The sequence below is a fragment of the Proteus columbae genome (assembly GCF_009914335.1).
Classification (GTDB): Bacteria; Pseudomonadota; Gammaproteobacteria; order Enterobacterales; family Enterobacteriaceae; genus Proteus.
The window spans coordinates 567,088-581,915 of record NZ_CP043925.1 but is presented as its reverse complement, the minus strand read 5'-3'; the positions used below and the strand labels follow the sequence as shown (position 1 = coordinate 581,915).

19 protein-coding genes and 1 other RNA gene are annotated in these 14,828 nt (G+C 40.9%); 10 read left to right on the top strand and 10 right to left on the bottom strand.

Features of this window, described 5'->3' with window-relative positions; all coding sequences use genetic code 11:
• Positions 1–31: 31 nt before the first annotated feature.
• The 4 genes from F1325_RS02825 (at position 32) to F1325_RS02810 (ending at position 1,616) form a co-directional block, all read left to right on the top strand.
• Complete coding sequence (locus F1325_RS02825; RefSeq protein ID WP_098941181.1) at positions 32–337, top strand: DUF883 family protein; 306 nt, start codon at positions 32–34, stop codon at positions 335–337.
• A 6-nt stretch (positions 338–343) separates the two neighbouring features.
• Positions 344–754, top strand: coding sequence for a phage holin family protein (locus tag F1325_RS02820; protein ID WP_160229968.1), 411 nt, complete (start codon positions 344–346; stop codon positions 752–754).
• Positions 735–1,040, top strand: coding sequence for a YqjK-like family protein (locus tag F1325_RS02815; RefSeq protein WP_232797544.1), 306 nt, complete (start codon positions 735–737; stop codon positions 1,038–1,040). Before F1325_RS02820 ends, F1325_RS02815 begins: the two co-directional genes overlap by 20 nt.
• A gap of 183 nt (positions 1,041–1,223) precedes the next feature.
• Positions 1,224–1,616, top strand: a complete 393-nt coding sequence (locus F1325_RS02810; RefSeq protein ID WP_023580968.1) for a DoxX family protein — start codon at positions 1,224–1,226, stop codon at positions 1,614–1,616.
• An 86-nt stretch (positions 1,617–1,702) separates the two neighbouring features.
• Here the strand turns inward: F1325_RS02810 and F1325_RS02805 are convergent, their stop codons facing one another.
• On the bottom strand, positions 1,703–2,605 hold the full coding sequence (locus F1325_RS02805) for a LysR family transcriptional regulator (RefSeq protein ID WP_023582840.1): 903 nt from the start codon (positions 2,603–2,605) through the stop codon (positions 1,703–1,705).
• Between the two features lie 113 nt (positions 2,606–2,718).
• On the opposite strand from F1325_RS02805, the gene F1325_RS02800 reads away from it, so the two are divergent.
• Positions 2,719–3,423, top strand: a complete 705-nt coding sequence (locus F1325_RS02800) for a pirin family protein (protein ID WP_109371899.1) — start codon at positions 2,719–2,721, stop codon at positions 3,421–3,423.
• 67 nt (positions 3,424–3,490) lie between these two features.
• Here the strand turns inward: F1325_RS02800 and rnpB are convergent.
• Positions 3,491–3,866: RNase P RNA component class A (gene rnpB / locus F1325_RS02795), an RNA gene on the bottom strand.
• Positions 3,867–3,926: 60 nt separating this feature from the next.
• Positions 3,927–4,805 carry a 16S rRNA (cytidine(1402)-2'-O)-methyltransferase gene (gene rsmI / locus F1325_RS02790; protein ID WP_023582842.1) on the bottom strand — a complete coding sequence of 293 codons (879 nt, stop codon included), beginning with the start codon at positions 4,803–4,805 and terminating at the stop codon, positions 3,927–3,929.
• Between the two features lie 61 nt (positions 4,806–4,866).
• On the opposite strand from rsmI, the gene F1325_RS02785 reads away from it, so the two are divergent.
• From F1325_RS02785 to dolP, 4 genes are all read left to right on the top strand, one after another.
• Positions 4,867–6,624 carry a penicillin-binding protein activator gene (locus F1325_RS02785; protein WP_160229967.1) on the top strand — a complete coding sequence of 586 codons (1,758 nt, stop codon included), beginning with the start codon at positions 4,867–4,869 and terminating at the stop codon, positions 6,622–6,624.
• Between the two features lie 80 nt (positions 6,625–6,704).
• The gene (locus tag F1325_RS02780; protein WP_109371903.1) at positions 6,705–7,082 is read left to right on the top strand and encodes a YraN family protein; all 378 of its coding nucleotides are present in this window, start codon (positions 6,705–6,707) and stop codon (positions 7,080–7,082) included.
• A gap of 22 nt (positions 7,083–7,104) precedes the next feature.
• Positions 7,105–7,695 (top strand): DnaA initiator-associating protein DiaA, encoded by a 591-nt coding sequence (gene diaA, locus F1325_RS02775; RefSeq protein ID WP_004245257.1) that lies wholly within the window; start codon positions 7,105–7,107, stop codon positions 7,693–7,695.
• 9 nt (positions 7,696–7,704) lie between these two features.
• Positions 7,705–8,283, top strand: a complete 579-nt coding sequence (dolP, locus tag F1325_RS02770) for a division/outer membrane stress-associated lipid-binding lipoprotein (protein WP_023582845.1) — start codon at positions 7,705–7,707, stop codon at positions 8,281–8,283.
• Positions 8,284–8,396: 113 nt separating this feature from the next.
• On the opposite strand, the gene ureG is transcribed toward dolP, so the two are convergent.
• From ureG to F1325_RS02735, 7 genes are read right to left on the bottom strand one after another with little or no spacing between them, the layout of a single operon-like run.
• Positions 8,397–9,014 carry an urease accessory protein UreG gene (gene ureG / locus F1325_RS02765; RefSeq protein WP_006535303.1) on the bottom strand — a complete coding sequence of 206 codons (618 nt, stop codon included), beginning with the start codon at positions 9,012–9,014 and terminating at the stop codon, positions 8,397–8,399.
• A gap of 9 nt (positions 9,015–9,023) precedes the next feature.
• Entirely contained in the window at positions 9,024–9,689 is a 666-nt protein-coding gene (locus tag F1325_RS02760; protein ID WP_160229966.1) for an urease accessory protein UreF, read from the bottom strand.
• Between the two features lie 24 nt (positions 9,690–9,713).
• Positions 9,714–10,220, bottom strand: coding sequence for an urease accessory protein UreE (ureE, locus tag F1325_RS02755; RefSeq protein ID WP_160229965.1), 507 nt, complete (start codon positions 10,218–10,220; stop codon positions 9,714–9,716).
• Positions 10,221–10,246: 26 nt separating this feature from the next.
• On the bottom strand, positions 10,247–11,950 hold the full coding sequence (gene ureC, locus F1325_RS02750) for an urease subunit alpha (RefSeq protein WP_109371909.1): 1,704 nt from the start codon (positions 11,948–11,950) through the stop codon (positions 10,247–10,249).
• Positions 11,947–12,273 (bottom strand): urease subunit beta, encoded by a 327-nt coding sequence (locus F1325_RS02745; RefSeq protein WP_069368686.1) that lies wholly within the window; start codon positions 12,271–12,273, stop codon positions 11,947–11,949. The genes ureC and F1325_RS02745 overlap by 4 nt, the downstream gene beginning before the upstream one ends.
• Positions 12,274–12,281: 8 nt before the next feature.
• On the bottom strand, positions 12,282–12,584 hold the full coding sequence (locus F1325_RS02740) for an urease subunit gamma (RefSeq protein ID WP_023582851.1): 303 nt from the start codon (positions 12,582–12,584) through the stop codon (positions 12,282–12,284).
• A 21-nt stretch (positions 12,585–12,605) separates the two neighbouring features.
• On the bottom strand, positions 12,606–13,442 hold the full coding sequence (locus tag F1325_RS02735) for an urease accessory protein UreD (protein ID WP_160229964.1): 837 nt from the start codon (positions 13,440–13,442) through the stop codon (positions 12,606–12,608).
• 494 nt (positions 13,443–13,936) lie between these two features.
• On the opposite strand from F1325_RS02735, the gene F1325_RS02730 reads away from it, so the two are divergent.
• Positions 13,937–14,827 (top strand): AraC family transcriptional regulator, encoded by an 891-nt coding sequence (locus F1325_RS02730; protein ID WP_160229963.1) that lies wholly within the window; start codon positions 13,937–13,939, stop codon positions 14,825–14,827.
• The last annotated feature ends 1 nt before the right edge of the window (position 14,828 follow it).

The following is a 14,828-nucleotide window of genomic DNA, read 5'->3' as shown; positions in this document are numbered from 1 at the left end:
TATTAACCTGTCACTATTAAAGGAGTTAATTATGTCTCATCAACGTTCAAATGAAGATCTGCGTAGTGAATTGAAATCTCTTGCTGATACTCTAGAAGAAGTGCTGAACTCCTCTGCTGATAAATCCAAAGAAGAAATCCAAAGCTTACGCGCAAAAGCAGAATCGGCAATCAAAGGTTCTCGTGCAAAATTGAGCGATGCAGGTCGTGAAATTGTCGATAACACCAAAGAAATTGCAGGCAAAGCAGACAACTATGTTCGTGAAAATCCGTGGACAGGTGTCGGTATTGGTGCTGCAGTTGGTGTTGTTCTTGGTGTTCTTCTAGCTAAACGCTAATCACCCATGAGTGATACGCAAAGACCACAGGGCCCCGCATCTGGGGTTCTGAATTCTCTCAGTAAGATTGGCGCTATCATGATAGGCATGGTTGAAACACGCCTAAACTTGATTGCCGTTGAGCTAGAAGAAGAAAAAACCACGCTTATCCAGCTTATTTTAATGGCTGGTGTTACTTTGTTGCTCACCGCCTTTGGCTTAATGAGCCTACTTATTCTGATTTTTTGGGTTATTCCACCTGAATATCGAGTCCATGCTTTAGCCATCACAACCGCTACTTTACTTTTTTGTGCACTGATTGGTGCCATCATGACATTAAGAAAAGCGCGAAATTCCACCTTGTTAGGCGATACTCGCCAACAATTGGAATTAGATAAACGTCTTTTGGAGCAATATCATGATGAACAAACAAAATAAGCAGGCGATCCTCGCAAGACGTAAAAAGCTGTTGTTGAATAAAATTCAGCAACAGCGCTCTGATTTAGGGCAAAGCACGCAAACTTGGCTTGATGTGACAGAGCCTTATGATAAAGCATGGAGAATTATCATTTCGTTAAAACCTGCGCTTTTAGTGGGTGCCAGTTTTATTTCTCTTTACAGCATTAAACATCCTAAAAAAATCATACGATTAGGACAACGAGCTATCGGTGCAATTGGTTTAATTCGTACAATCCAAAAGTCCTTCAAAAAAACCTCAGATTGAACATCAATTTTTTTGTCTAAGAATGTTAATTCTTCTTAATATCCTCTTTACTCAACTCACATTATTATATATCTCACAACGTAGCCGTGGTTATTAAATCTAAAAATAGAAAAATAGCCGACGAAAATACAATACAAATCGATATACATTGCGAATAATAGAGTTTAATTAGGAATAAACATCATGAAAAAATTTGAAGATATTGCGTTATTAATTGCCCGCATTTTAATGCCAATTTTATTTATCAGCGCAGGCTACGGAAAAATTGGTGGTTACGAAGGTACACAGCAATATATGCAAGCAATGGGTGTTCCAGGTTTCTTATTACCACTGACTATTTTATTAGAATTAGGCGGTGGATTAGCAATCTTATTTGGTTTCTTAACTCGCACAACAGCAATCTTTACCGCGGTATTTACTCTTCTAACCGCACTACTGTTCCACAGTAATTTTGCTGAAGGCATGAACCAATTAATGTTTATGAAAAATATGACAATCGCAGGTGGATATTTATTACTGGTTATCACCGGTCCAGGTAAATGGAGCTTAGATCGTATTTTCAATAAAAATTGGTAATAACCCTTTGAGAAACAAAAAAGATCCTCTAGAGGATCTTTTTTTGTTTTAAGCATAAAATCTAAAGATTATCTGAGCTTCAAAAACTATTTTTTATTGTTCGCAAAGAGTTTAGGTATTTCACGTAAACACCACGATTTTGCTTCGCCCATGCTGTCTCTTCGCCATGCCATAATAATATTATTTTCATGGTGATATTCAGGGCCAACAACACGTAAACGCCCTTCTTTGATATCATCTTCAATCAAATCAATTGGCATCGTCGCTACACCTAAACCTGCAATTAACGCTCGGCGTTTATCTTCAATAGAACTGACCGTTAAACGGCGCTGTTTATCTAATAGCAGTACAGTTAAAACTGGACGCTCTCTTGCGGTATCTGCAATGGCAATGCCTCGATATTTTAAGCGAGTTTCTTCTGCTAATGGCTCAGGTTCGTTATGGATGGGGTGATCTGGGCTGGCAACATAAACGCTAGTGGTATTGTATAAAGGACGAAAGTTGATTTCCGATGAAGTGCGAAAATGCATATCAGGTGAAATCACAATATCACATTTACCGCTTTCTAAGCTTTCCCAAGCACCAGCTAAGACTTCTGTCACTAAAGAGAGTTGGGTATTGGATTTTTCAGCTAATTTATCAACCAAAGGAAAGAGTCTAGATGCAGGAGTAAGAGCTTCACAAACAATGGTGATATGAGGCTCCCAGCCTCTTGCTAAGGCTTCGGCATCTGACGTTAATTTGTCGGCAGCCTCAAGTAATATGCGTCCTCTATCAAGTAGCATTCTGCCGACATTAGTAAATTTAGTTCTATGGCCAGAACGGTCAAAAAGGACAACATCTAAATCTTCTTCTAATTTTTGCATGGTATAACTGAGTGCCGATGGAACTCGATTTAGTTCATCAGCTGCAGCTGCAAAACTCCCTCTACGATCAATGGCATCCATGACTCGTAAAGATTCCAACGTAATTGCTTTGTCTTTACTCATTATACTTATCTCTATCAAATAATTTGATTATAGGCACCAGATTAACTTGCTAACAATAGACAGTCCATACCTCTATGATAAATATATTGATAATCTACTCGAAAAATACCGCTATGATAAAATACAGAACAGCACAACAGTGTGGCAAAGCGGACTATGGCTGGCTACAAGCTCGCTACACATTTTCCTTTGGCCACTACTTTGACCCTCATTTTTTAGACTACGGCACGCTAAGAGTTCTCAACCAAGAAGTGCTTGCCCCAAATTCTGAATTTAAAGCAAAGACTTATCCTCATGTTGATGTGGTTAACTTGATCCTTCAAGGAGAAGCGACATACCTTGATAATATGGGGCGTACAGTGACGGCAAAAGAAAATGAGTGCTTACTTATTTCACCGCATAATACTGATACGTATATAGAGAGAAACAGCAGCCCTGATACACCGTTAACCCGTATTCAGTTGTGGTTAAATGCGTGTCCACAACAAGAAAGTTTAGCTTCACAAAAATTGGCTTTAGATGAAAACTTAAAATATCAATTGTTAGCTTCACCTACCGGTGATGATGGCTCATTAATATTAAGGCAAACAATTTGGCTTTATCATATTCATTTGCAAGCAGGCGATGAAATTACGCTGCCAATAAAAGGACAGAAAGGCTTTTTACAATCCATAAAAGGTGGCACCTATTTGCAAACATCAACACAAGAAAATGGGCAAATTCAGTGTGGTGATGGAGCTTTCATCCAAGAGAGCCACAGTATCACGTTAAAAAGCTCGGCTGAGTTTCGTGGCTTGTTTATTGATATTATTTCGTGATAGTTGATTTGGATTGGCTTAAAAACAGAAAACCCTCGAAACACAGTGTGAATCGAGGGTTTTTTATGAGGTGAGTTGACCGTTAAGCCGGGTTCTGTCGTGGACAACCATTCATCTAGGCCAGAACTTGCGCGCTGGCTCCAGCAACCTACCCGGGTTCAATGCGGGCCGCACCATAAGAACCCCTATTTGGTCTTGCTCCGGGTGGAGTTTACCATGCCACAAACTGTTACCAGTTGCGCGGTGCGCTCTTACCGCACCCTTTCACCCTTACCTGATCCTGTAAACAGGCCATCGGCGGTTTACTCTCTGCTGCACTTGTCGTAGGCTCGCGCCTCCCAGACGTTATCTGGCACCCTGCCCTGTGGAGCCCGGACTTTCCTCCCCTCTATCCGTCTCCCCCGAAGGGACAACGATAAAGCAGCGGTTGTCTAGTCAACTCAGGGTGCGGATTATAGGGATTTTGGTAGAAAATGTATAGCAAAAGAAGCTAAAAAATCACTTTACTCGTCTTGAGCTTCACCATTTTGCTCAATGACATGTTTATAGAGTGCATTTTTCTTCACGCCATAAATCTCAGCAGTGACTGCTGCCGCTTTTTTCAGTGGTAACTCTTTTTGTAAAATCGCAAGTGTCCGTAATACTTCTGGGGAAAAATCGTCATCAACGGGTTTTTCATAACCTTCAACAATTAATACCATTTCACCTTTACGACGGTTTTCATCTTCAAGTACCCACTTAAGTAATTCACCAACAGGCATGCCTTGAATAGTTTCCCACGTTTTTGTGAGCTCTCTCGCTAATACTACGTAGCGATCTTCACCCCAAACTGTCACCATATCAGCTAAACTATCTAACAGCCGATGTGTTGATTCATAAAAAATCAATGTACGAGGCTCTTCTGATAATGCGCGTAAACAATCTTGACGACTTTTTGTTTTTGCTGGCAAAAATCCTTCATAACAAAAACGATCAGAAGGAAGCCCTGCCGCAGAAAGTGCCGTAATAGCAGCACAAGCACCGGGTAATGGCACGACATTGATGCCATTCTTACGACATTGATTGACTAAATGATAGCCAGGATCGTTAATTAATGGTGTACCTGCATCAGAGACTAATGCGATACTTAGCCCCTGTTGTAATTTGCTAATTAGTTGATCCGCTTTTTGCTGTTCATTATGATCATGTAACGCATACAAACGTGCGTTAATGGCAAAGTGCTGTAATAGAAGCCCTGTATGACGGGTATCTTCTGCAGCAATTAAATCGACATGAGACAGCACATCAAGTGCCCGCTGGGTGATATCGCCCAGATTACCAATAGGTGTGGGTACTATGTACAGTGTGGATGTCGTTACCGCTGCTCGATTAGGTTGATTCATTGTTTATTCCGAATGACCGATTTAAAATTGAGCATAATTATAAAACATCACTGGGTACAGTATGCTTTCCTCAATTTTTGTGCGTTTTAAAACAGGTTTATCCTATACTGCGATACTCTCTGCGTTGATTATGTCAGGTTGTACCCTGACGGGGCAACAAGAACAACCTCTCACTCCAGCTGCAAAAGCAGAAATGGAGATGAAACAATTTCAAAAAGTGATTGATGACGCTCAAGGGCTAGCATCTTTAGATGTTATTAGAGCCTATATTGGGTTAGAAACATTAATTACTGATCCTCAACTGCATCAGAAAAATATTGATGATACATGGCTCACGCTAACCAAACTCACACCAGAGCAACGCCGTGGCGTTGTTATCAAAGCAGATGAAAATACACTGCAAGGTTGGTTAGATTTACTGAATACCTATGAATACAACAAAGATGATGCTGATAAGCTATCAGCAGCAGTCAGAGAATGGCAGACTCGCTATCCTCGTAATCCAGCTGCATTAACCCTTCCAGCATCATTATTACGTCTTTCACAACCCTCTGTAAGTACGAGTAGCCAAATCGCATTATTATTACCTTTAACAGGGCAAGCGAAAGTCTTTGGTGAAGCTATTCGCCAAGGTTTCCTTGATGCACAAAGTGGTTTACCGCAACCTCAAGCTATGCCGACAGCACCGCAAGAGCCTAAAAAAGATGACAGCCTTGCATCAATTTTAGAAGAGTTGGGCATCAATAATACAGAGACACCAGCAACAGATACGGCAAAAGAAACAACCGAAAATACGCAAGCGACTCAAAATCAAGAAAAAGAGAGCTCAACATTTTCTGGTGATACAACATTACGCTTAGATCCTGTTGCACAAAACTCACGCCAAGTAATTGTTTATGATACCAATAGCCAGCCTATTGATGTTTTAATGAAAAAAGTGCAACAAGACGGCGCTAACTTAATTGTTGGCCCGCTGCTAAAACCTGAAGTCATGAAGACGATAGAGCTTCAAAGTGGTTTACCTGTATTAGCACTCAATGAGTTAGATAATGTGCCTTCTGCAACCACGGTTTGCTTCTTCTCGCTTTCGCCAGAAGATGAAACACGTAATGCGGCACAACATTTACGTCAGCAACAAAAATCAAACCCATTAATTATTGTTCCTGATAATAAATTTGGTCAAAGAATGGCTCAAACATTTGCTGATGAGTGGCAACGCACAGGTGGTGGCACCGTTTTACAACAAACTTTTAGTTCTGTTGATAGCTTAAAAGCCTCTATTAACCGTGGTGTGGGTATTCGTATGACAGGTACGCCTGTTCTACCAACAGCTAATGCACCTTTACCATTAGAGACACAATCTATTCCATCTGTGGGTGGTGCCATTGATTCGGTTTACATCATTGCCACCAGCGATGAATTAACCTTAATTAAGCCAATGATTGATATGGCGATCAGCACCCAAAAACGTCCACCAATTTATGTTAGTTCGCGGAGTAACCAAGGTGGAACAGGCCCTGATTTCCGTATGGAGATGGATGGTATTCAATTTAGTGATATTCCATTGATGGCTGGCGCTAATTTGCCGTTAATGCAAAAAGCATCCAGCAAGTTTGCGAACGATTACTCATTAATGCGTCTTTATGCCATGGGAATTGATGCATGGTCATTAGCAAACAATTACAATGATCTGACAAAAGGCACATTACGTTTTAATGGTATTTCAGGTTCATTACGTGTTGAAAACAACTGTACTGTTTATAGAGAACTTCCTTGGATGCAGTTTAAACAAGGTAAAATTGAACCTGTGGTACAGTAATACACATATTTAGTTATCATTAAAATAAACCGCCATAAAGGCGGTTTATTTTATGAGTGAGATAAAGAAGGAAATCATGGATGATTTTTTCTAAAAGCCCTTATTTTTTAGGGCTGTATTATGAGCAAAAAGCGCTAAAATATTTACGCCAACAAGGATTAATATTGATTGAGCGTAATGTCCGATATCCCTGCGGAGAAATTGATCTTATTATGCAGGAAAAGAGGACATGGGTATTTGTTGAGGTTCGTTTTAGACGTAACATCTTATTTGGTGATGCAATAAGCTCTATTACTCCCTCAAAACGACGTCGCTTGTGGCGTACAGCACAGTGTTGGTTAGCACAACGCCAAGAAAGTATCGAGACATCAGACTGTCGCTTTGACATTTGTGCATTTAATCAACGCCAGCTAATATGGTTAAAAAACATTCTCGATTATACGGAATTTATTCGTTAAATTAGATTATATAGGTCTTAACGTGCTTGATAGAATCAAAGTCTGCTTTACAGAGAGTATTCAAACTCAAATTGCAGCAGCAGAAGCATTACCAGATGCCATTTCCAGAGCCGCCATGATGATGGTTCAATCTTTGTTAAACGGCCATAAAATATTAAGCTGTGGAAACGGTAGCTCAGCAGCAACAGCACAGCGATTTGCCGCAAGCATGATCCATCGTTTTGAAACTGAGCGCCCAAGCTTGCCTGCATTATCGTTAAACACAGATAGCGTTGTGATGACTGCAATTATGGGGAATCAGCAGCACGATGAAATCTATGCAAAACAAGTGCGTGCATTAGGACAAGCTGGAGATGTGCTACTTGCTATCTCAACGCACGGTAACAGCAGAAGTATTATTAAAGCCGTTGAAGCCGCTGTTACACGAGATATGACCATTGTTGCATTAACAGGTTATGATGGCGGAGAGCTTGCCGGATTATTAGGTCCTCAAGACGTTGAAATTCGTATTCCATCTCAACGCACCGTCAGAATACAGGAAGTTCAGATGCTAACAGTCAATTGTCTCTGTGATTTGATTGATAATACATTATTCCCACATCAGGATGACTAAGGAGTTACTATGAAATTGCTTCCTATCACTGCAGTGCTGTGTTCTGCACTTTTACTGCAAGGTTGTATCGGCGCAGCTGTTGTCGGCACAGCCGCAGTTGCGGGTAAAACTGCAACCGATCCTCGCTCATTAGGGCAACAAGTTGACGATGGTACCTTGGAAGCTCGTGTTTCTGGTGCTCTAAACAAAAACGAACAGATCAAGAAAAGTAATTCACGTATTGTGGCGACTGCTTATCAAGGCAATATTCTGTTAACAGGTCAAAGCCCTGATATGTCTGTTGCGAATACAGCAAAACAAGTCGCAAGTCAGGTTGAAGGGGTGAATAACGTCTACAACGAAGTGCGCCAAGGTGAGCCTGTGACATTAGGCACAGCATCTTCAGATACATGGTTAACAACCAAAGTTCGCTCTCAAATTTTAGGCAGTGATTCAGTAAAATCCTCTTCTGTAAAAGTGATCACTGAAAATGGTGAAGTGTTCTTGTTTGGTATTTTAACCCGCCAAGAAGGGGCTGCTGTTGCAAAAATTGCCAGTGAAACCAAAGGGGTAGTAAAAGTCACTACCGCATTTACTTACCTTAACTGATCCCATTGCTAATATCGTTTTTAGATTATCCTGACAGTATCGGTCTTTATAATAAAATGACCGATACTATCAGTTTCTTTCTCGACTAAAACTCGCCTTTACTCAACAAGTAGTTAGCGTCTTAACATCCCTTTATCAATGATAAAATCGATAATCGTTTCCAAGCCCACTTTTTCTTTTAGATTTGTGAAAACATAAGGCTTCACAGGACGCATTCTTGCTGTGTCTGCTTCCATCACTTCTAATGATGCTCCAACATAAGGTGCTAGATCGATCTTGTTGATCACGAGTAGATCGGAATGAGTAATACCAGGACCACCTTTACGAGGGATCTTTTCACCTTCGGCAACATCAATGACGTAAATAGTTAAATCAGCAAGCTCAGGGCTAAATGTCGCACTTAAGTTATCACCACCGCTTTCCACAAAAACGATATCAAGATTTTTGTGGCGCATAGCTAATTCTTCAACCGCCGCAAGGTTCATTGATGCGTCTTCACGAATAGCAGTATGAGGGCAACCGCCCGTTTCGACACCAATAATACGATCCGCATCTAATGCTTCAGCACGCGTTAAGATCTTGGCATCTTCTTGAGTATAAATATCGTTAGTCACAACCGCGATTTCATAAGTGTCGCGCATTGCTTTACAAAGAACTTCTAACAGTGCGGTTTTTCCTGATCCAACAGGACCACCCACACCAATACGTAGTGGTTGATTATATTCTTGCATATAGATTTCTCATGAACGAAAAAGTCGAGTGTATTGTGTTTCATGGCGACTACTGGCAATAATTTGTGCGGGTGTAAAACTCCCAATATCTTCCGTTGGCCAATGTGCAGATTGCTCAACAATGGCAGGGATCTGCTCTGCTAATGTAAACAATATTTTCTGCCCCGCACTTTGCCCTAATGGGATCAGTTTTACGCCTGACATCACTGTATTTTCAAGCCAACCCCAAGCGTAAGCACAACATAACTTTTCAGAGGAGATATTCCATTTCACAGCAGCTAACGCAAACGCCATGAGTTGTGTCTGTTTTACACATGCTTGTAAAGTTTCATCTAACTCAATATCTAATTGAGGAAGTAAACGAGCAAAAGCGATACCTCGTTGGCGCTCTTCTTGTCTTAGCTCTTTAGTTTCACGACTTGCGACAATAAAATCACACCAATATTTCACTTCACTCATTTTGGCTTGTGCCAAATTTTCTTGTAATCGCCGTAAGATAGGGAGCTCTAACGTTGCTATAGTGCTGGTCATTTGGGTACTTAACCAATCCGATAATGTTTGCGGACAACAAACCCAACCCTTTTCAATCGCCCACTCTAACCCTTGGGAATAAGTAAACGATCCCACAGGTAGAGAAGGACTGACTAATTGATATAAGCGCAGATCTGCAAGCATCAATAGGCTCCCTTATTCAAATAATTAGTGATGATGATGATGATCGTCATCGTCATGAGAGTGATGGTGATGATGACCACCTGACGATCCACCATAAGCGCCTGGCTCAGGTTGATATTTCTCTAAACCCACCACTACATTGGCGCCTAAACCTCTCGCCATATCATCTAAAACATGATCATGAAAATAACGACACCAACCCGCTTCGATTTGTAATGGAACATGACGATTACCTAAGTGGTAACAAACACGAGCCAATAACAGCGGATCGTCACTATACACGGTTGAAACTTGCTCTTTTGCCGCTTCAATCGTTACCAGCGTATTATCTTCTGATAGTAAGATATCGCCCTCTTTTAGCACCGTACCACGAGGCAAAAATAGCCCAGCTTCTTGCCCATCACTTAAGGTCACTTTTAAACGGCTTTTGGTTCTTTCATCCATCGTTAAGCACAAAGTAAGAGCCTGTTTTTCTGACGTTGCTGTTTCAAGCGCTTTTTGTTTATCAATAAGTTGAGTAAATCGTTTCATTCTCTATATTCTCGGTAAAACGCTAATCAAAAGAGGAAATAGCGTTGTGCCATAGGTAATTGCGTTGCAGGTTCGCATACTAATGGCACACCATCAGCTTTCACAATATAGGTTTGAGGATCAAGCTCGATATGAGGCACATAACTATTGTGGATCATCGAAGCTTTAGTCACATTACGACAACCTTTAACACGACCAATTAAGCTCTTTAAGCCCAGCTTTTCAGGTACACCTGCGTCGATCCCCGCTTTCGACATAAAGATCATCGACGTTTGATATTTCGCTTTACCTAAACACGCATACATTGGACGATAATGCACAGGCTGAGGCGTTGGAATAGCCGCGTTAATATCACCCATTGGCGCATAAGCCACCATGCCACCTTTCATGATCAATGCGGGTTTCACACCAAAGAAAGCCGGATCCCATAAAACCAGATCAGCCAATTTTCCTTTTTCAATAGAACCAACTTCATGTGCAATACCATGCGCTAAAGCAGGATTAATAGTGTATTTCGCCACATAGCGTTTAATGCGATGGTTATCACTTTCAGGTGTGTCACCTTCTAATATGCCACGTTGTAATTTCATTTTGTGTGCACATTGCCAAGTACGAAGGATCACTTCACCTACGCGCCCCATTGCCTGCGAGTCCGACGACATAACAGAAATAGCGCCCATATCATGCAAAATATCTTCCGCAGCAATGGTTTCACGGCGAATACGAGATTCAGCAAAAGCCACATCTTCAGGAATAGAAGGATCAAGGTGATGGCAAACCATCAACATATCAAGATGCTCATCTACCGTGTTAATGGTATAAGGCATTGTAGGATTGGTTGAAGCGGGGAGAATATTTGGCTCTCCGACTGATTTGATTACATCGGGTGCATGCCCACCACCCGCGCCTTCGGTGTGGAAAACGTGGATCACACGACCAGCAATTGCTTTCACAGTTTCTTCATAGAAACCGCCTTCATTTAAGGTGTCAGAGTGAATAGCAACTTGCACATCCATTTCATCGGCAACATTAAGGCAGTTATGAATTGCCATTGGTGTTGCGCCCCAGTCTTCATGAATTTTTAGACCAATAGCACCCGCTTCAATTTGCTCACGAACGGCTTCAGGTTGACTCACACAGCCTTTACCAAATAAACCAACATTAATCGGGAGTTCATCAACAGCCTCTAACATGCGGTGCATGTTCCAAATACCCGGAGTGACTGTGGTTGCATTTGTTCCAGCTACTGGTCCTGTACCACCACCAATAAACGTGGTGACACCAGACACTAAACCTTCTTGTGCTTGTTGAGGGCAGATAAAGTGAATATGCGTATCAACGCCACCCGCGGTAACAATTTTACCTTCACCAGCAACCACTTCAGTGGCAGGCCCTACAACAATATCCACATTAGGCTGTACATCAGGATTACCGGCTTTACCGATACCCACAATGCGACCATCTTTAATACCGATATCCGCTTTTACGATACCCCAATGATCTAAAATAATGGCGTTTGTAATAAGTACATCGACACATTCAGCATTGATGACTTGGCTCTGCCCCATACCATCACGAATAACTTTACCACCACCAAACTTGACCTCTTCGCCATAAGTGGTGAAGTCTTTTTCAATTTCAAGAAAAAGCTCAGTATCAGCTAATCGCAGACGGTCGCCAGTTGTGGGGCCAAACATATCTGCATAAGCTTGACGTGAGATAGTTTTCATTTTTTCTCACTCTCCAATTTACCCATCACTTTGCCATGAAAACCGTAAATTTCACGTTTTCCTGCAAAAGCCACCAATTCGACTGTGCGGCTTTGACCGGGTTCAAAACGAACCGCCATGCCCGCTGGAATATTTAAACGAAAACCCAAAGTGCCTTCTCGTTCAAATTTCAGTGCGTCATTCACTTCATAAAAATGATAATGAGAACCGACTTGCACGGGTCTATCACCATGATTAGCAACCTGTATTGTTTTTGTCTCTCGACCGGCATTAAGCTCGATATCCCCTAATGCCTGATTAACTCTAATTTCACCGGGTATCATGTTGTTACCTACACAATAGGATCGTGAATAGAAACAAGCTTTGTGCCATCAGGGAATGTGCATTCTACTTGAATGTCTTTGATCATTTCTGGCACCCCTTCCATGACTTGCTCTGCCGTCAAAACAGTACGCCCTTCACTCATCAATTGGGCAACAGTTTTACCTTCGCGCGCGCCTTCCATAATGGCGCAACTGATAAGTGCAACCGCTTCAGGATAATTAAGCTTGAGCCCTTTCGCTAAACGTCTTTCAGCAACAAGACCCGCTGTAAAAAGCAGTAATTTATCTTTTTCTCTTGGTGTTAATTCCATTTCTGCTCCTAAAATTAACGATTATGTCGCCCATATACGAGGCGGCTCAGGGCAATACCCTAACCAGTGTTGTCTGACGGTTTGCCAAACTTGAGCAAAACACGCCATCATCGGCTCTGTTTGCGAGCCTAATAACCGTAAAACTAAAATACCGTCTACATCCGTTAAACCATATTCGATAACAGGATCGTAAGTGGCTGAAGAAATCTCAACGCTCTGTTGAATGAGGCTTTTTAATTCGTCTGTTGCGGGATAAATATAAAGTGCCCCCAACATCGGAAATTCACGCATGGCAGCCGATCTTTTTTGTAAACCATCGACAAAAAGTGACTCAGTTAATGTCAACTTTTCATCAATATAGAAATTTAAACGCCCTTTTACATTGCCATTTTCAAACCATTCATTTAAAACGGGGCGACCAAAGCATTGGATTTCCCAGCCAATAAATCTGGCTGTAGATGCAATATGAATATGCGTTTCTAGGCAAACTTGAGCTTCAGGAAAAAAGATATTTTCTTGAGGTAACCACTCTAAAAAGCCATTAGCTGCCACTTTTAAAGTTTGAACTTGCCGAGCAACACCACCTGCACTACGGTAAAACTTAGTGGCTCCAGGTGTTGTGAGCAACGCGTGCGCTTGAGGCTGCACATCAATATTGATCAATAGATTATCGCCACCAACCACACCGCCTGGGGGATGAAGCAAATAAGTGTGTGCAATACCTTGCTCAGGATAAAAAGGACGCTGAACCATTAATGGGCCGATATGGCGCTTTTCTGTAAGACGTGTTATTTCGCGTTTTACTTCATAACGTAAAACGATTTCAGCAAGCCAACCCTTCCCTGAAAAGTCAGACATACTCACTCCTGCCAACTCGGCAAAATTATCAATAAATCAGGAAAATACGTGAATACATACAGCGCTATCCATAAGATTGAGTCATTCAAAATCAAATAGAAAATAAGCTAATGAATGTTGGATAGGGTGTGGATAAAAGACAAACAGTGATATCCTAAGAACAGGATAATCTCCTTCGTCTTTGACGCGCGATTCTACACCTTATTACGAAAAATGCGTTTTGAATAAATAACAATTTATTTAGAAAAAATGACACTGTTTAAAATAAATGTAAAAAATGAGCAAATATCTATATTGTCATGTTTTATCAGCAAGATTATATTCTGTTTTGCTCTCATTCTGCTTTGCATGACAACACTAATTTAAATTAGAATAATCTCTCTATTTATTATTCTAGACGTGGCTTATCAGTTTATACAACAAATGAGCTAATTTTGAGTATTGTTCATTTAAGCAAGATTAATGCTTAACTTGCCTACGGTATATCGGAGATCATGGAATACAAACACATCCTGTCCTCTAACCAAATGTCTTTAAAAACGTTTTACATCGAAAACCCGATGATAGCGATGGTTAGTGGCGCAAAAGGTACAATTTGCATCAATGGGCAAACTATTGATGTATCAAGCCATTTAACGCTTATTATTCCGAAATACAGTCAAGTTTCTTGCGATATTGTCAGCCAATTTACGCATAAATCTATTGAACTACACACGCTTGTGTTATGTGAAACAGAGCTTCAATCGGTTTTCTCTTTACTAAAACCTTTAATTAAATCTAGCTCGCCACTCACAAGCCACCTTCCTTCTTACCATTTATCAACTCCTGAAGTGATAAAAAGTAATTTTGGAATTTTAAAACAGTGTTTACCGCTACCACATGGCTCTCCATCACAAGAAACCATGTTTATGCAGCAGTGCTTATTCTTTATTTTAATGGCGGTACATCAGGCAGGTGTGGATATTCTAAATATCTTTCGTTTTAACTATGATGAGCCGAAAAATCAGGCCATTACACACCTGATAACACAAGATCCACAGCGAAAATGGCATTTAGAAGATGTCGCAAAAACATTGTTTACGACGCCATCGACATTACGTCGGCATTTAAATAAAGAAGGGGTTTCATTCTGCCAATTGCTATTAGATGTCAGAATGGGGATCGCTTTAAACTACCTCACATTCTCTAATTACTCGGTATTTCAAATCAGCCATCGTTGTGGATTTGGAAGCAATGCTTATTTTTGTGATGCATTTAAACGTAAATATGGCATGACACCGTCACAGTTTCGCATTCAATCTCGTCAAGCTAATGATCCATCGACGATAAACAAAATGTCAGAAAAAATCGCAGAGCCAGAAAGTAAAGTGTTTCCGACCTTATAAA